This is a genomic window from Nitrospira sp. ND1 (genome assembly GCF_900170025.1).
In the GTDB taxonomy this organism is placed as follows: Bacteria; Nitrospirota; Nitrospiria; order Nitrospirales; family Nitrospiraceae; genus Nitrospira_A.
On sequence record NZ_FWEX01000006.1, the window covers coordinates 3101748 to 3118848 of the forward strand.

A 17101-nucleotide genomic window follows, 5' to 3' on the forward strand; every position below is an offset into this window, starting at 1 on the left:
TTCAGAACCGTTGATATCTTGTAAAATGTTAATTCATATAGAATTTATTAAATATCTATATTCCGGTGAGAAATTAAATACATCAAGTTATGTAAGATTATCAACAATTATGATTATAATTTATGTGCCCATGAAATACTTCTCCTTGCTGAAATCAATACTTGACTCAGGTAAAGCATTATGTCATTTTTCGTCCCGTCATGAAGAAGGCGCCCGCTGCTGAACAGTCCATTCAGGTAGAGAATCTCTTGGCCCCGACACGCCAAGCCAAGGGTTTGTCACGCGTCGAGCTTGCCTCGCAAGCCGGAATTACGCGCCAAGCCGTCCATGCCATCGAAACGAATCAATACCTTCCCACTACAGCCGTAGCGCTCCGCCTTGCGGATGCTCTGGGCTGCCGCGTGGAAGATCTCTTCCGGCTGCTTCCTCAAGAAGACATCGTTGAGGGTCAATGGTCGGACTCCGCAACGGTTCAGAAGACGCCGCAGGAAGCCGTTCGCGTCAAGGTCGCGCGGGTGGGCGCGCGATACATTGTCCGACCCGTCGTCGATCTGGGAGAGGTGCTCAATTATGCGGTCCCCGCAGACGGCCTTCTGGTTCCCTCCCGTGGGGTCCGGACAGGAGCCGCCGCTTCACCGCGTCGCGTGCAGGTCCGCCTGCTTCGGGACCGCCGTGTCATTGAGCAGGAGATAGCCGTGGCTGGTTGTGACCCCTCGGTCTTTCTGGCCGGTGATTATCTCCGGCGGCATCAGGACAGTTGCACTGTGGTGGGATGGAATCTCGGCAGTACCGCGGCAATTGAAGCGCTCAAGCGGGGAGAGGTGCACATTGCGGGCGTGCACGTTGTGGATGCGCAGTCCGGAGAGTCTAACTTGCCCTATCTGCGCCGCCACCTGAAAGGGAACGACTATCTCGTGGTCACCTTTGCGGTGTGGGAAGAGGGGCTCCTGGCAGCTGCCGGGAATCCCAAATCGGTGCGTGGCGTTGAGGATCTGGTACGACCGGAGATTCGATTCATCAATCGTGAAGCCGGCGCCGGTGCCCGGCTTCTCCTCGATCAGAAGCTCATTGCGGCCGGTATGACTCCCGAGAGTGTCGCCGGGTACGCAACCATCGCCCGCTCCCATTTTCAGGTGGCACGATCGATTGCCGAGGGACATGCCGATGTGGGGCTCGGCGTTCGCGCGGCGGCGCAACTGTTCGGCCTGGAATTCCTTCCGTTGCAACAGGCCCGGTACGATCTCGTGATTCCTCGCGTGCACATCAACGACCATCCGAGTATCGAGAGCTTTCTCAACATTCTCGTCAGTCGCCCGTTTCGAACGGAGATCGATGCGCTCGGCGGGTATGACATGAGTCAAACCGGGACGGTCCACGCATTACGGTCATGAAACGTCAGTACCGCTCACAACCACTGTTGTTATGTGCTGCCTTCCTTATGGGTCTGCTGAGTCTTACCCCCGCACCCTGTGTGTCTGCCGAGCCTCTGGTCATCGCCGCTTCACCGAGTCTTGCCACACCGCTTGAGGCGCTGACGCGGGCTTATGAAGCCGCCCATCCAGATGTACAGGTGAAGCTGTATTTTGATTCCGGGTTGGATCTTCGCCGGATGATCGCCGGTATGGAGAATAGCCCGACGGGGCAGTATTTCATCGGCACGGGGCCGATCCACCTCATTGCACCGGGCGGCGACGAACTCATTACCCGCCTCCAGCAAAAATATTATGTCTTGCCCGGTTCCAAACGACCCTATGCCACCGTCTCTCTGGTGATGATTGTCCCTGAATCGCTGGTCGAGGCGCCTCTGTCTTTCGTGGCCATGGCCCGCGACACGCGTATGCGCGTGGCCGTGGCGGATCCGGATATGACGCTGTTGGGCCAAAAGACCCGTGATCTGTTCAAGGCATTGGGGATTGCCGACGTCTTGAACGACCGGATGGATGTGGCGACGGATGCCCGCGGGGTGGTGGACCATGTGCTGAACGGGCAGGCCGACGTGGGGATTATTTTCGGCCCGGACGCAGTGGAAAAGGCCGATCGAGTTCGAGTGGTCGCGGTGGCATCGGAGAAGGAGGGGCGTCCGATTCTTCATTCGATGGCGATGGAGCGATATTGTCCGAACCGTACGCTGTGCGACGATTTTCTTGCCTATGTGCAGTCGGCTGAGGCCGGCACTATTTTGAAGCGGCTCGGGTATGGCGTGCCGACGAAGCCGTAGCGCGTGCTCAATGTGAGAGTCAGTAGTTGGAGGATGGTCATGCGGGTATCAAGTGAACATACAGGGTTGCTGAATCTGTGCATGGTGGTGTTCGGCATTCTGGTCCTGGGAGGATGTGCCAGGCTGCCTTATACCAAAACGGTTGTGCATGAAGATCAACGGGTGGCCGTGAGGCTTCAGGCCGAAGTCTCGCCGGCCGGATACTCGCATCCGGTCGAGATCCCTCCGCCATATATCGCGGCCATTCTTCGCGGATTGTCTTTGCGGGAGCAGCAGAGTCTGCCGCTTCGCTGGTTTGCCGAGGAGGTGCCTCCACGCCAGGTCTTTCGTGAGGATGAGGTAGAAGTCTTGGCGCCTCACCTTGCCACGGCGCTGCAAAAAGTGGGACCGGAAGAGCGTGTCCAGTTTGAGGTGTTCGCGCCAGGCATGAATCCCCGGTACCGCCGAGACGTGACCGGAGGCTGGCTGGCCGTTCGTGAGCACTATCTACATATCACGATGGACTACTTCCATACGCAACAACCGGTCGAAAAGTCAGACGCCTACGACTACAACTATCCCACTCCCTGGACTCCGCCCAATACCTACCTCCTCTACTTCGAACCGGGCCGTTTTTATCTCACCGACTCCAAGACCCATTCGCGCGCGGTGGACTATCGGGAGTTTCTCAAAACGCTCCCGCCGCCGTAGACCGCCGGGGCCGATTCAATTCAGCGGAACCCTGTTCCATCATCACATCATTGTGTGGGCGAGAGCCTGTGCGGAGGACCTGAGATGCAAAGGATGGCGTCACCCGTGTCACTACTCATTCGATCGTATTCCAGCTTCGGCCTATCCGGTGTGGGCCTGGGGCTCTTGCTGTGTTGCCTGAGTCTGTTCCATTCGACCGACGCGATCTCGGCCGAGGCCGGTCGGTTGGTGGAGAAAGACGGGCGATATGTGTTCGTGGAGAGTATGGATCCGGCGATGAAGCTGCTGTTGGAGCGGGCTGTGAAGCAGGGCACGATCACCCAGGAGGAATATGACGGGGTGGTGCGGGCTTCACAGGAGCGTGCCTATCTCCTTCAGCCGAGTTTTCGGGCCTGGTACGATCGCGGATTCAATTTATCGATGAACGACAACGCGTTTTTTCTCAAGATCCGTGCGAGGTTTGCGACTCGCTACACGCAACGATACCGGAATGACGCCTACCGCGAATCCGGGGACTCCAAGAATTTTCCCGAATTGCTGGGCGTCTTCGGAGATTACCGGGCCAACCGGTCCATCGACCAGTCCTCCACGTTCAATTTGCGGATTGCGCGTCTCTATTTTATGGGGCACCTGTTTAGCCCGGATTTCAGATACTACATTCAATTGGCGGGGGAAACGGCGGAGAATGCCCAGTCACCGGGTGCCTTGTCCGTGCTGGATATGAATGTGACGAGCACTCATCTCCCGTGGATGAATGTCCAAGTTGGTCAGTATAAAGTCTATTTTAACCGGTCGCAGATCAACTCGACCGCTTCCATGCAGTTCGCGAGTCGTGCCCTGGTCATGGATGCCTTTACCGCGAGCGGCATCAATCGCCGGGATGTGGGACTCACGATCATGAACGATGAAGAGGTCTACCCGATCAACTACTACCTGGGAGTCTTTAATGGTGTGGGCCCCCTGGTCAACCGGTTCGCTCAATTTAACAGCGAAGAGGCGACGGTGGGGTGTCCGGGCGGCGCCACCGGAGGCAATCCCTTTCCGTCACCGGCAGGGTGTCCGACGAATACGCGTAACTTGAACGCCAATCTCCGGACCAATGTGAATGAGTTGATGTACGTGGCGCGACTCCAGGCGAATCTCATGGGCCGGCCGGGATACGGTGAGGGCGATCTCGCCTATTCGGAGAGTCCGCAAATGGCGGTGGGCGGCGGGTATGCCTATAATCCCTCGATCGATACGAGCAGCAACAACGCCTTCGTGGGAATCGATCTGGCGAATTTGCACGTGCGGCGGTCCTTGGCGGCGCTGGGCAATGGACGAATGCTCGGCCAGGGGGTGGTGGATTTTTCGACCTGGACCCTGGACTATGTGTTCAAATATCGCGGCTTTTCTCTGCAAGGGGAGTATTGGTATAGAAATGTGACTCGCCACAACAAGGGGCTGCCCTGCATGCAAACCGCCGTGGTGGGAGGGCCCTGTACCGTATTCTCGCCGCAGGAGTTCGGCAATTCGACCGGCTGGACCGTGCAGTCCGGCTACTACCTCATTCCGAGAAAAGTGGAAGTCGCCGCGCGGTACGCCTGGTGGGATCCTGATACTCGCTCCGGCGGCGATCTGATCAAGCAAGTGGATGTCTCCCTGAACTGGTTTCTCAGCGGGACCTATGACCACCAAATCATGTTGACCTATTCCAACATCGCGATGGGCCAGGACGGGTTCGCCATCGGGCGGAGCGCTCCTTTGCCGGCGGTGGGCGCGACCTTCCCTTCCGGGACGGTGCCGCTCGATTCACGAGCCGGAACGTTGATTGAAAATGCCGTCCGCATCCAGTATCAAATCTTTTTCTAAGGAGCCTCGTCTATGGCACGTCTGCTGCTGTGTGTGATGTTCGTGCTGTTGTGTCGGCCCGCCATAGCATTGGTCGATGACATTGCGGTGGCCGCCGCGTCCGACTTACAGTTCGCCATCAAGGAATTGATCGTGGAGTATGAGAAACAAACCGGTCATCATGTAAAACTGTCGCTGGGGTCGTCCGGGAATTTTTACGCGCAGCTTCAGCAGGGTGCGCCGTTCGACCTCTATTTTTCAGCGGACATCGGGTATCCGAAGAAACTCGAGGAGGCCGGTCTGACGGTGCCGGGGTCGCTCTACCGGTATGCCGTGGGCCGAGTCGTGCTGTGGGCGCCGAAGCAGTCGCCGGTTGAGGTGTCGAAGGGGTTGACGGTGCTTCGAGACGCGGCGGTGAGAAAGATTGCGATTGCCAATCCCAAGCATGCGCCCTATGGTCGTGCGGCGGTAGCGGCCATGGAGCAGAGCCAGGTGTATGCAGAGGTGAAGGATCGCCTGGTGCTGGGAGAAAACATTTCCCAGGCGGCGCAGTTCATCGAGTCCGGGGCCTGCGATGTCGGCATCATTGCCCTGTCCCTGGCGATGGCGCCGGTCATGAAGAGCGCCGGCTCGTACTGGCTGATTCCGGCTGAGGCCCATCCGCCGTTGGAACAGGGCGCGGTCATCATGAAACAGTCGAAACAGCAGGACGCGGCCAGGCACTTTCTTCAGTTTATGCAAAGCCCTCAAGGGCAGGAGGTCATGACTCGTTATGGATTCACGCTGCCGAATTAGTTGCTGGATGCCTGCGCTTGCATTGGGCGCAGCCGTGCTGATCGCCGGTTGTTCGGAGGCCGTGTTATTGACCCATGAAACCGGCCAGGGCGGTGTAGTGACCTATCTTTATAAAGATGAGCGAGGTGGTCCGATGGGATCGCCGTACCGGCGAGAAGCCCTGAAGGTCATGGCGGAGAAATGCCCTGCCGGGTACCACGTGGTGAAAGACGGGCAGGTGCAAAGTTACAGCAGCGGGTCGAGTGTGGAGGGGGCTGAGGGCGAGGAGGGGACACGACGGTGGGGGATTCAGTTCGAATGTAAGTCAGGCGGGGACGATAGGACTACGGACAGGAAATAGAGTGTCGCGATGGACCATCCTGCGGTGACTGAGTGTACCCAGAACGGCTGAAATGCCTCAACCGAAACGGACTAGGGGGACGCTATGAAACTCAGCGCGAGAAATCAATTCCAAGGCCAGGTCGTTCGAATCACCGATGGCCAGGCAATGGCAGAAGTCGTGGTGAAGGTCGGCAACTTGGAATTCGTGTCGGCGATTACCGAAGGCTCTGTCAAAAGTATGGGGATCAAAGTCGGCGATGCCGTCACGGTTGCGGTGAAGGCGACCGACGTCATCGTCGGAAAATAATCTTCTGTCGCCTGTCCGTCTGCGGTAGCATCCGGTAGGAGTAGAGCCGGTACAACAGTATCGGTCGTGAACGAGATCATGAACTGGATTGCGATTTGGGTGACGTTCAAGCTGGCTGCTTCCACGGCGCTTGTCCTCATGATCGTCGGCCTCCCGATCGCCTATTGGGTGAGCTTTTCGCGCCGGCGCTGGAAGTTTCTCGTCGAGTCGGTGGTGGCACTCCCATTGGTGCTGCCGCCGACGGTGCTGGGATTTTATATTCTTGTCGCCATCGGGCCGCACAGCCCGCTCGGACGGTTTTACAACGAGCTCATCGGGCATCCGCTGCCCTTTACCTTCGAAGGCCTTCTGCTCGCCTCCATTCTCTATAGCCTCCCGTTTGCCGTGCAGCCGTTCGCTGCGGCGTTCGAGCAGGTGGATCGGCGGTTGATCGAAGCCTCCTGGACGCTGGGCGTGTCGAAGCTCGGCACGTTCTTCAAACTGATCGTGCCGCTGTCTAAAGCCGGATTGCTGACCGGTGCCGTGCTGAGCTTCGCCCATACGATGGGAGAGTTCGGAGTCGTCTTGATGGTCGGAGGAAACCTGGAGGGTGAGACACGCACTGTGTCCATCGATATCTACGATGAGGTGCAGGCCTTAAATTATGCCGGGGCTGCCAAGACCGCGCTCTTTCTCTTAGTCGTCTCATATGCCATCTTGCTCCTCGTGTATGCGGTCAATCGTAATGTGTGGGCAGCATGGCCGCGGAAATAGATATTCAACTCGTGAAGACGTTTCCCGGACGTGCGCCGATCAAGGCGCGGATCCGATATCCGGTCGAGGCGTCGACTGTCTTAATCCTCTTCGGTCCGTCAGGCTCCGGAAAAACGACGATCCTTCGATCGGTGGCCGGGCTGGAATGGCCGGAAGAGGGCACCATTCAATTTGTGTCGCGCACGTGGCTGGATACCGCGTCAGGGGTCAGGGTGGCGCCGCAAGATCGTCACATCGGCTACATGGCGCAGGACTATGCGCTCTTCCCGACCTACACGGTGGCGGGAAACATCGGGTATGGCCTCCACCATCTCTCCGCACAGGATCGCAAAAAGCGCGTCGATGAGATGGTGGAGCTGTTCCAGCTGCGTGGACTGGAGACGGCGAAGCCGCGGGAGCTGTCCGGCGGACAACAACAACGGGTAGCCCTTGCGCGCGCGGTGGCACCTCGTCCGTTGTTGCTCTTGTTGGACGAACCGCTTTCCGCCTTGGATGCGCCGACCCGGGTGCACTTGCGTGATGAACTGCGGAGTCTGCTGAAACAGCTGGCGCTGCCGTCGATCATCGTTACGCATGATTGGACTGAGGCCCTCACCCTCGGCGATGTGATGGCGGTCATCAGTGCAGGGAACGTGCTGCAGGTAGGCCCGCCGATCGAGGTGTTCAGCCGGCCTCAAAACGCGGATGTTGCGCGTGTCGTGGGGATTGAAACCGTTGTGAAGGGGCGGGTGGTCGGATCCTCGGACGGTATGGTGCAGGTGAGCGTGAACGGGACCAGGTTGACCGCCGTGGAAGGTGAATCGGCAGGCCCAGACGTGTTCGTGTGTATCCGATCGGAGGATGTGGTGCTGGAACGTGGGCAAGCCACCGCGAGCAGCGCGCGGAATCATCTGGCCGGGACCGTCGTCTCGGCCACGGTGCTCGGGGCATTGGCGCAAGTGACGATCGATTGTGGGTTTCCCCTTGTCGCCATGGTCACTCGTTCGACGGTCGAAGAGTTCGGGTTGTCATCCGGCGTTCCAGTCGTGGCCGCGATCAAAGCAGGTTCGGTCCACCTGGTGTCAAGGCAGAGCGAGTAGCAGGACGTTGAAAAAGTCCGCCAGCTTCGTTCTCGCAAGGCACTGCCGCCTCACCGGCTCGGCGGCGTTCACAAACGTGACGCGCGTTATTCCGCGCGTCGTGAACCTCAGCGGCTCAACGTACCGCTCACGGGAAAAGAGCTTGTCTCGGCAAGCTCGGGGTAGGGCGGGTAAGAACAATGTGGCCTCGCCGCTTCGCATTGCTGCGGCCTTGCTGGACGGCCTTTTTGAACATCCTGCACGTGCGTTGGTCACTGCCTGTGAAAGAGGTCGGTTCGCTATTTCGAGGCTGTTAGTTGGTTTTTCAACAGCCGGCTAGCTCATAGGGTGTGTGGACTAAAACGCACCGGTGATACTGGCACCGAATTTCTCTCGCACGATGGGCGTCGCTTCCTCGATGTTCAATTTCTTTTGGAGCACGTGGGCGACTGACCGCATTTTGTAGCGTCGCGGTTGGTCGGTTTTCCCCTGTTCGGTGACCAACACGTCTGCCACGCAGAGGTACAGACTGTCGTGATCCTGTTCCGGTGGTGCCATTCCCGGATACCCGCCCCTGCCGCTCATGGCCATCCGCATCATGGCATTGAGGTCCGGTGCCGCACCGCCTCCCATTGCCATTCCGCGCATCGCTTGCAGATTCATCCCGCCACTCCCTGATCCGCCGAACATGCCGCCCAGGGCATCCATATCGAGCCCGCCAGCGCCGGCGAGCGGGGTGCCTCCACTCCCGATCCCCGCACCGAATCCGGCCTTGGCGACCATTTCCGGTCTGACCCCATCTCCCGCTTTGTGGCAGTACACCACCTGGGTCTGCAGCCAGTAGGCAGCACCAAGGGGATCATTCACGACCTGGTATCCCTTGGCCATCAGCCTTGCGGGGATATCTGCAGGGGTCGCGTGTTGATTCTCAGACGTATTGCGGATTTGCACATAAACGGTACGCGCGTTGCTGGGTGGGAGGAGGATGGAGGTGTCGTTGACTAACCCGGAACGTAGGATGTTGCTGCAGCCGGTGAGCAACAGCAGCGCAACAAGCCATCCGCTCGCGATACAAGGAGAGAGGTGTCTGGTTACTTGTCTGGTCATCGACGGTTGCTTAGCAGGCTGCGGAAAAACTCGATTGTTGCGGAGGCTACGATCAATACGCTGTGCAGGTATCACCATAACCCGCATCCTGTTAGAAGTGTCCAGCCACTGCCGCGCTCAATCGCTGCTGCACCAAGGGAGTCGCCTCCTGCTCATCAAGTTTCTTCTGGTACACGCTGGCCGCCAGCCTGGTTTGATAGACACCGGCAGGAGGTGTTGTCCCCGGTGGTGAAACCGGCAGCGTTCCGCCCGTTTTTGCCAGCTCCGTAATCTGGAGATCGGCCACACAGGCGTAATTGATGTTTTCATTGGCATCGGGCCGTGACGGTCCGCCGAACATATTGCCCACGGCGTTTCCGATTCCCTCGGCAGCATTGAGGCCCATTCCTGCCGCGCCTCCTATGAGTGCGCCCTGCGGGCCTGCCATGCCGGCCATCCCCGTCAAGCCATGGAGCCCCGACATGATCGAGCCGCCGATTCCTGAGCCATAGCCGCCTGCGACCAGGTCTTCAACCGGCAGTTCGACCTTAGTTTGATTGCAATAGACGATATTGGTCAGCACGACATAGGCCGCCGCCTGGGGATCTTGAACAACCTCATACCCTTTGAGATTCAGCCGTGCTCTCAGATCGTGGAGCGACACCGCTTGATTGTCTGACGCGTTCCGATTTTGAAGAAAGACGGTTCGCGCCGTCGATGGCGGCAGCATGAGGCTGTTACTGGCCAGTAAGTCGGTATCCCGGACGTTGGCTGCACATCCGGTGGAGAGGAGGATTCCTGCCAACAAGCTGCGGAAGAAGCCTGCGGTCATCTGAGCTTTCTCGGACGTGCCACCACACGTAGGAGTGAGGGGTAGTCGCGGCGCGATTCTAGGTGAACGGATCAGAGGTTTCAATCAAGAAAATGAAGATTCCGTCAAAAAAAATCTCTCCCCAAATTCTGTGGATATCTCTGTTGATAGTCACCCGGTTGACCGCGAATAGACCCGCTAATTCATGCCTCGCACCAGGTTGCCTATTTATTGAGCATAGAGAATGATGGCTGTCAGGACCACAATATCTAGTAGTGGGCCTCTTATGTGTATGTATTAGCATTCATATTTGTCCAGGACTCCAGGAGTTTTGAAAATGAGCTGTGGATAGTGGCTTTATTTTTTTAGACGATCCATATGGCTCTTGACTTATGCACAGAAGGTTTTCGTTTCTGATGAAATTACAGGGGCTCGGATCGCAAAAACCGCACTGGAAGAGGCCGCCAGAATAGTCAAGAAAGATGATGGGCATTAATATACTTGACTCAGTAGAAAGTTTTGGCTAGAATCGCATCATCAACAAGGGGGATGCGATGAAAGACCAAGTCAAGCTGCCGACCACTCTTCAGGAAGCCATCAAGTACTTTGCCGATCCGCAGGCGTGTTTGGATTTCACGGTTGCCCTTCGTTGGCCGCAAGGTCCGGTCTGTCCTCGCTGCAATTCCTTGGAGCATCGGTTTCTAAAGACCCGCTCCGTATGGGAGTGCAAACGCTGCAAGAAGCAGTACAGCGTGAAGGTCGGCACCATTTTCGAGGATAGCGCGGTGAAGCTGGATAAGTGGCTCTGCGCAATCTGGATGATCGTGAACGCCAAGAATGGCGTGTCTTCGTATGAAATCGCCCGTAGCCTTGGTGTCACTCAAAAAACTGCATGGTTCATGATGCATCGTATCCGGTTGGCTCTGCAGCATGGTTCGATTGATCGGAAGTTGATGGGAGAGGTTGAAGTGGATGAGACTTACATCGGCGGGAAAGCGCGCAACATGCACCACGATAAGCGGGCCAAGCTCATGCAAAATGAAGGCGCCTTCCGCAAGGCGGTGGTGGTCGGCATGTTAGAGCGGAAGGGCGAAGTGCGCACCGCTGTTTTGCGAACTGCTTCTGAAAAGTTATTGGGGAAATCTGTGCGTGAACACGTTGTCCCTGGCTCGCACCTCATTACTGATGAAGCGGCGGGGTACACCAAGGTTGGCCGAGAGTATGCCCACAAGGTTATCAATCACGCCGAAACCTATGTGAAGGGCACCGTTCATACCAACAGCATTGAGAACTATTGGAGCTTGTTGAAGCGGGGAATCAAAGGCACCTATATCAGCGTTGAACCGTTCCACTTGTTCCGCTACCTGGATGAGCAATCGTTCCGATTCAATACTCGGAAGGATAACGACCAGGGGAGGTTTATGTTGGCCTTGTCTTCCATCACTGGGAGGCGTGTACAGTATCGCGAACTGATTGGTCGAACGACGTGGCACTAAGCTTGATGGATACAGAAGGCAGGGAAGAGGGAAGAGAAAAGCATGAAAGGGGGTCGCCAATGAGCGTATTTGTTAAGATCAGCAGGTTTTACGTGAATCTTGATTATATTGCGGTTGTTGAAGAAACTGAGGACTTGCTTATTGTGCGCTTTGGCACGACAGCCTCGAATATCCCCCAGGTCAGCATTAAGAAGTCTAGCGCAGAAGGCGTGGATTTATTGAGCGCACTGCATGAACGATTGAAAAAATGATCCGATCATGGATGATGGAACAAATGCAAAAACTAAAAATAGATAAGCCACCAACTGACGACAGATTAACACCTTTTGAACGGTTCAAGCATGCTACGGAGAAAATACTGGCCTTTCCAAGGCCTTCGCCTAAGCAATCAAAGAAGAAAGAGCATTCCTAGTCTGTCCACCCAGTTGGATTAGCCGCTTCGAAACGTTTAGCCCAGTCGGTCAATTCATCTTTGTTGAGTATTTGAAATGTAGATGGCACACCACGGAATTGGCTTAACACGCCGGAATCCTGAAGTGTCCCAGCGGTCACGCTTTTGTCGCACACACTTCGGAGATGCCATGCGTATAAATCAGCGGCCTGAATTGGCAAGAACTCTTTGTCTGAGCGGTGAATAGGGTAGCCTGCTATAACATCAGCCGCTTCGCTAGGCAATAGATGCTGCCTTGCAATGTCGAAGGCGTAAGCGGCATTGTTCCCAAGTAGCCCCTGGTCGTCAAAAATGAATTCAATTCGCTCTCTCGCTGTATGCGCCCTGTAAGCAGCACCAATCATTAAAGACGCAAACATAATTTCGTACGGCTCAAGAGAGAAGCGCGGATATTGAGCCCGTACCTCACGATAATCATCCCACCAAAGCAGGCTATGGATGCCAAAGGATACATGCTCTTTGATTACCGCGATCAGCCTGGAAACGCATTGATCGCGTTCTTCCTCGCTCCACCCCCAGAACTGCTCGCGGCGACTATTCGCCTCAGCCATCTTGAAATAGGAGAGGCGTCTCGGTTCTTCGAGATCTAAAACGGCTTGCCAGGCGTTGGAAAACGAACGCCATTTCTCGGCACTCGCCGCCCATCCAGCCAACACAAAAACAGGGCCATTCCCGTCACTTCCGCTGTCGTCGAAGTAGGCTGCTAGCATCAGTAAGAGCCGGTTTATCCGTGCCTTAGAAGGCAGACCACAAATCAGTACATCGAGAAAGTCTTGAGTCCGTTCAAGATTGCGCATATTAACAGCTTCCCTTTGGCCTGAGTCAAGTACGTTAGTGCCAGATGATGGGCAGATGCTTGACAGAGACTCAATTTATGTGTAACCATCGGTTACATGATGACATCAAGCGAGTTTCGACAGATCCGTGAGCAGTTGGGGCTTACGCAGGAGCAGCTTGCCGCAGCGCTGCGCACCACGCGGGTGTCGGTCGCTCGTTATGAATCCGGCATGCGCCGGATCAGCGGCGCCGTTCAGGTGGCGATCACGCAGCTGGCCAACAGGACTCAGATTCCCATGGCGGGGGTTGTTGCCGCGGGTCTTCCGATCGAGCCGGTAACCCAGTCGGAATGGGTCGAGGTACCTCCCGGCATGGTGCGAAGGGGGGAGACTTTTGCGCTCCGTGTGAAAGGGGAGTCGATGATCGAGGACGGGATTCTCCCGGGCGACTTGGTCGTCGTTCGCAAGCAGGCGACGGCTCACAACGGCCAGACGGTCGTGGCGCTTGTGAACCGGGAAGCGACCATCAAGACCTATTTCAAGCACGCCCGGCACATTGAACTTCATCCGGCCAACGCTGCCATGAAACCGTTTGTTGTCACACCTGAGGATCAATTTTCCATCGAAGGGGTGCTCGTCGGTGTGATTCGTCATTGCGAGAACGCGTAATTCAAGGAGGAATAATGATGATGAGCCATCAGCAACAAGCCATGGTGGAGCGTGTGGACGAACTGGAGCGCATGATCGTTCGTCTCAATGGACGCATCGGGGAACTACAGCGCGAGCTGAAGCATACCAAGGGGATGACGTTCCAGGGGTGGTCCGGCGGCTCGCGCTTGCGAACTCTTCTCGGCGGAATGAAGCCGGTCCTGTCCGCCTCGCATCCCATTCGAGAGAATAGGAGGATTGAACGCCATGATCTCTGTCTCTTCTGACCTTGATGCGGTGACGGCTGGATGTTGCGCTGATTGCGGTCAACTGGTGTTACGACGAACGCCGCTGTTCGATGAGAAGGCGAAGGCAGTGCGGGAGCTGTGCATCCGTTGTCTGGTGCTGACCTACCAGCGCCGGCAATTCGAAGCTGGTTGTTGCGGGTAAATCGCAAAGGCCACGCACGAGGGTCCCGGGTGATCGTAGGCTGAATGGCCGGCCCGTCACAGCTTTCGGCAATATCCTGTTCCCTTCCGAACGCGTCGCGAGTATCTGCTGTGAATTGCTTGCGCGCTGCCTCTGTGCCCTGGCTCGGCCGCTGTTGTTGGCGAGTCGACTCCTGGCTTGGAGTCGAGCCAATCAGACCGTTCGGGGTCTCTGGCTGTCGTGCTCGCTGTCTGGACGATTGAATGGGGAACATGATCGCATGGTTCTCTCCGGTCTATTAATCGCGAGGCAACATTCCAGAATCGTTGGTTGGCGGCGTCAGGCTGTTGGTGTAGGCGGCCTGATGTTCCCTTACCGCTTCAAGCCTGTAGAGTGCTCCGTCAGCAACGCCATCTTTGGCCGGCACTGATCCCTCTCCTAGCGGGTTATTCTAAGAGTTGCCCCAGCATGTGCCCCGCTTGTCTGATTCAATAGGTAGGCCATTCCCCTGCGTCGGGAGACGTGGTCGCGATCGTCACTTCTGTTCTCAGAGGGCACCTTCGTCAGTGTGCCTTCACCCGGTAGCCGTTCTCGTTGCGGGCGTAGATTAAGTCTGGCCTCGGTGAGGCTTGCCACTTCTGAGGCTACTGACTGGGATTGCGGCTGAAGCGCGGAGGCTCAGGAAAAGGTTGAAATACGGAACGACCGGGATTGCAACTTGCTCCTGTCGATATCCTGCGCTGAGGCACCGAACTTCGAAGTTCGCGATGTCGGTTTTCTATTGCCTGTGCGCTTCATGATCACACTGTGCGCCTTCCCAGGATCGATGCCCTCCGGGCTGCGATGCGCAGGCGACGAACGGTGAGGTCTTGCCAGGGCGTGGCTCCGCTCGATTCGCTCTCCACCCGCAGCCGTTCCATAGATTTGTTGAGGCGGTGTCGTCTGGCTCGCCTTAGTACGGACGACTTGCAGTGCGCCATCTAGCGGTCGCCATCGGCATCCCGCTTCAGCCTCTTTCGTCAAGTTCTTGTCGAATTCTACCGATATTCCTGCAGTAAGGGTGTGTCGTGCCCTGAGATGGATCCGTGCGCGCACGAAAGGGATGACGGTGTTTGCGGCATCATGAAGACGATGGCACAAGAACCCCTGCAAGTATTGGCGTTGGTGGGGGCAATAGTGATGACCTCCGGGTGCATGATCAAGCCCTATGTGTTGACCGACGAGGATGTCCGGACCCGCGCCACCAATGATCTTCAGATAGTGTCGACTCTCCGGGAGCCGCTGTCCGGTCCGATCGATCTCTATGAAGCCATAGCGCGTGCATTGAAATTCAATCTGGACGCCAAGGTGAAGGCCATGCAGGCACAGTTGGCGCATCAGCAGCTGAATGTGGCGCATTACACCTTGTTGCCGCAGCTGTCGGCGAATGCGGGATTTGACGGACGCAATTCCTACAGCGGAGGCGGGGCGCAATCGCTCGTTGATGGTCGGCCTGTCCTCGAGCCCTTTACGTCGTCCGATAAGAACGTGGTGTCGGGCAATCTCGCGCTGAGTTGGGACGTGCTGGATTTCGGTCTCTCCTACGTTCGCGCGCAGCAGGCGGCCGATAACGTCATGATTGCCGAAGAGGAGCGGCGGCGGATTGCAGTACGCCTCGTCCAGGATGTCCGGAGCGCGTACTGGCGGGCGGTCAGTGCGGAACGGGTGCTCTATCGGGTGAAATTTCTGGATGAGTCCGTCAACAAGGCGTTGGAGCGCGCGCAGCAAATTGTCGATAAGAAATTGCAGACGCCCTTGACCCCGCTCAACTATCGCCGGGACTTGCTGAACATTCAGCGTGAGGTGCAGCGCCTGTACCGTGAGCTGAGCACGGCACGGGTTCAGCTGGCTTCAATGATGGGGCTGCCTCCGGGAACCGAGTATGACCTGGCCGTGCCTCAGCGGACGGGCACCGTTCCGGTGGTTGACCTGGATACGGGGCGGATGGAGGAGCAGGCCTTGTTGCTTCGTGCCGAGCTTCGCTCTCTCGACTATCAAAAGCGGATCAATGCGAAGGAGGCGCGCACCGTATTCCTGGAAATGTTTCCCAACTTGAAGCTGAGTCTCGGCGGATATTACAGCAGCAACAGCTTCTTCCTCTATCAAAACTGGCTGGGGTATGCCTCTCAGCTCAGTTGGAACCTTCTGTCGGCGTTTCGCGTACCGGCCAAACTCAAAGCGGTGGAGGCGCATCGACAGGTGTTGGATGCCCAAAGTCTCGCGCTGACCATGACGATCTTGACCGAGGTGCATGTCGGCGCGCTGCAGTTCGCCCAGGCGAGCCAGGAATATCTCAATGCTAGGAGCTACCACGAGACGCAATTGGCCATTACCGATCATACCAAGAACCTGTGGCTCACGAAGAGTACCAACGATCTGACCTTCATTCGGGAGCGAGTGAATGACGTGCTGGCTGAAGTCCGCATGGACAGCGCGCAGTCCGGCGTCGAGTCGGCCTATGCCACGTTGATGGCATCGATGGGCGAAGATGCCGCGCCGACCGGCACCGACGCGCAGAGTGTGGCCGCCCTTGCCGATGAACTGAGGAAACAGCGGGTGCCTGCCGTCGACACGGTGTCGGAGTCAGGAAGGAGGCTGGAGTCCCATGCGATCCCATTGGCTAATTAATTCGATGGTCGCACTGACGATCTTCTGCGCGGCGGTGGCCTTTCCGCAGGTCGGCTGGCCGAAAGACGACCGGCCCGTCCAGCTGATGCGGAGTGTCAACGGCGCGTTGCGTGGCATTGTGAAGGCCAGCACGCAGGCCGTGCTCTATTCCCAGATTCAGGGGCGGATCAGCCAGATCCCGGTGAAGGAGGGGCAGCGGTTCGAGAAGGGCGCAACGCTGGTCGCAATCGACTGCGACAAGTATCGGGCGGAATTAGCGGGGGCCCTGGCCGAGCATGAGGCCAAAGACAAAACCTTCCAGAACAACAAAGAACTCACCAAACTCAATGCCGTCAGCACGCTTGAATTGGAAATTTCCGAAGCCGAGGCGAAGAAGGCCATCGCGGCCATTCGCCTGGCCGAGATCAACGTGCGAAGCTGCCATATCGCGGCGCCGTTTTCCGGCCGCGTCGTGGCGGTCATGGTCAATGAGCATGAAAACGTCTTCCCCAACGACAAGCTGCTCAGTCTTCTCGATGACACCAGTCTGGAGATCGAGTTGGTGCTGCCCTCCTCGACCTTAGCCTGGCTCAAGCGAAAGTCACCGTTCACATTCACCATCGACGAGACGCATCGGGAGTATCCGGCGAAGGTGAAGGAAATCGGGGCGAATGTCGATCCCGCCAGTCAGACGGTCAAGGTGGTGGGCAGCTTCGGGGCCCTCCCGGCCGATGTGCTCGCCGGGATGAGCGGCACGGCGCAATTTGCATCGGGACAACCGTAACC

At 57.1% G+C, this 17101-nt stretch carries 19 protein-coding genes; 16 read left to right on the forward strand and 3 right to left on the reverse strand.

The window, feature by feature from the left end; all coding sequences use genetic code 11:
* The first annotated feature begins 161 nt into the window (after positions 1–161).
* From NSND_RS19285 to NSND_RS19325, 9 genes are all read left to right on the forward strand, one after another.
* Positions 162–1391 (forward strand): substrate-binding domain-containing protein, encoded by a 1230-nt coding sequence (locus NSND_RS19285; RefSeq protein WP_143833632.1) that lies wholly within the window; start codon positions 162–164, stop codon positions 1389–1391.
* 47 nt (positions 1392–1438) lie between these two features.
* Complete coding sequence (gene modA, locus NSND_RS19290; protein WP_159450897.1) at positions 1439–2218, forward strand: molybdate ABC transporter substrate-binding protein; 780 nt, start codon at positions 1439–1441, stop codon at positions 2216–2218.
* A gap of 39 nt (positions 2219–2257) precedes the next feature.
* A complete protein-coding gene (locus NSND_RS19295; protein WP_080880539.1) occupies positions 2258–2908 on the forward strand; it encodes a hypothetical protein in 651 nt (216 codons plus the stop codon).
* Between the two features lie 105 nt (positions 2909–3013).
* Positions 3014–4759 carry a porin gene (locus tag NSND_RS19300; protein ID WP_080880540.1) on the forward strand — a complete coding sequence of 582 codons (1746 nt, stop codon included), beginning with the start codon at positions 3014–3016 and terminating at the stop codon, positions 4757–4759.
* Positions 4760–4771: 12 nt separating this feature from the next.
* Positions 4772–5533, forward strand: a complete 762-nt coding sequence (gene modA, locus NSND_RS19305; protein ID WP_080880541.1) for a molybdate ABC transporter substrate-binding protein — start codon at positions 4772–4774, stop codon at positions 5531–5533.
* Between the two features lie 7 nt (positions 5534–5540).
* Positions 5541–5873 (forward strand): hypothetical protein, encoded by a 333-nt coding sequence (locus NSND_RS19310; protein WP_080880542.1) that lies wholly within the window; start codon positions 5541–5543, stop codon positions 5871–5873.
* A gap of 84 nt (positions 5874–5957) precedes the next feature.
* Positions 5958–6161, forward strand: coding sequence for a TOBE domain-containing protein (locus NSND_RS19315; protein ID WP_080880543.1), 204 nt, complete (start codon positions 5958–5960; stop codon positions 6159–6161).
* Positions 6162–6239: 78 nt separating this feature from the next.
* Positions 6240–6914, forward strand: coding sequence for a molybdate ABC transporter permease subunit (gene modB / locus NSND_RS19320; protein ID WP_080880940.1), 675 nt, complete (start codon positions 6240–6242; stop codon positions 6912–6914).
* Positions 6899–7993: an ABC transporter ATP-binding protein gene (locus tag NSND_RS19325; RefSeq protein ID WP_080880544.1), complete on the forward strand. Its 1095-nt coding sequence runs from the start codon at positions 6899–6901 to the stop codon at positions 7991–7993. The genes modB and NSND_RS19325 overlap by 16 nt, the downstream gene beginning before the upstream one ends.
* A gap of 336 nt (positions 7994–8329) precedes the next feature.
* Here the strand turns inward: NSND_RS19325 and traT (NSND_RS19335) are convergent, their stop codons facing one another.
* Positions 8330–9079 (reverse strand): complement resistance protein TraT, encoded by a 750-nt coding sequence (gene traT, locus NSND_RS19335; RefSeq protein ID WP_159450898.1) that lies wholly within the window; start codon positions 9077–9079, stop codon positions 8330–8332.
* A 91-nt stretch (positions 9080–9170) separates the two neighbouring features.
* Complete coding sequence (gene traT / locus NSND_RS19340; RefSeq protein ID WP_080880547.1) at positions 9171–9890, reverse strand: complement resistance protein TraT; 720 nt, start codon at positions 9888–9890, stop codon at positions 9171–9173.
* 533 nt (positions 9891–10423) lie between these two features.
* On the opposite strand from traT (NSND_RS19340), the gene NSND_RS19345 reads away from it, so the two are divergent.
* Both NSND_RS19345 and NSND_RS19350 read left to right on the forward strand, forming a co-directional pair.
* Entirely contained in the window at positions 10424–11365 is a 942-nt protein-coding gene (locus NSND_RS19345) for an IS1595 family transposase (RefSeq protein ID WP_080880548.1), read from the forward strand.
* 59 nt (positions 11366–11424) lie between these two features.
* The gene (locus NSND_RS19350) at positions 11425–11616 is read left to right on the forward strand and encodes a hypothetical protein (RefSeq protein ID WP_080880549.1); all 192 of its coding nucleotides are present in this window, start codon (positions 11425–11427) and stop codon (positions 11614–11616) included.
* Positions 11617–11773: 157 nt separating this feature from the next.
* Here the strand turns inward: NSND_RS19350 and NSND_RS19355 are convergent, their stop codons facing one another.
* Complete coding sequence (locus tag NSND_RS19355; protein ID WP_080880550.1) at positions 11774–12613, reverse strand: DUF3800 domain-containing protein; 840 nt, start codon at positions 12611–12613, stop codon at positions 11774–11776.
* A 96-nt stretch (positions 12614–12709) separates the two neighbouring features.
* On the opposite strand from NSND_RS19355, the gene lexA reads away from it, so the two are divergent.
* From lexA to NSND_RS19375, 5 genes are all read left to right on the forward strand, one after another.
* A complete protein-coding gene (gene lexA, locus NSND_RS19360; protein WP_080880551.1) occupies positions 12710–13261 on the forward strand; it encodes a transcriptional repressor LexA in 552 nt (183 codons plus the stop codon).
* 14 nt (positions 13262–13275) lie between these two features.
* A complete protein-coding gene (locus NSND_RS19365; RefSeq protein ID WP_080880552.1) occupies positions 13276–13527 on the forward strand; it encodes a hypothetical protein in 252 nt (83 codons plus the stop codon).
* Positions 13508–13690 carry a hypothetical protein gene (locus NSND_RS21080; RefSeq protein ID WP_143833635.1) on the forward strand — a complete coding sequence of 61 codons (183 nt, stop codon included), beginning with the start codon at positions 13508–13510 and terminating at the stop codon, positions 13688–13690. The genes NSND_RS19365 and NSND_RS21080 overlap by 20 nt, the downstream gene beginning before the upstream one ends.
* Positions 13691–14800: 1110 nt before the next feature.
* A complete protein-coding gene (locus NSND_RS19370) occupies positions 14801–16336 on the forward strand; it encodes a TolC family protein (protein ID WP_159450899.1) in 1536 nt (511 codons plus the stop codon).
* A complete protein-coding gene (locus NSND_RS19375) occupies positions 16314–17099 on the forward strand; it encodes an efflux RND transporter periplasmic adaptor subunit (RefSeq protein ID WP_080880554.1) in 786 nt (261 codons plus the stop codon). Before NSND_RS19370 ends, NSND_RS19375 begins: the two co-directional genes overlap by 23 nt.
* Positions 17100–17101 lie beyond the last annotated feature (2 nt).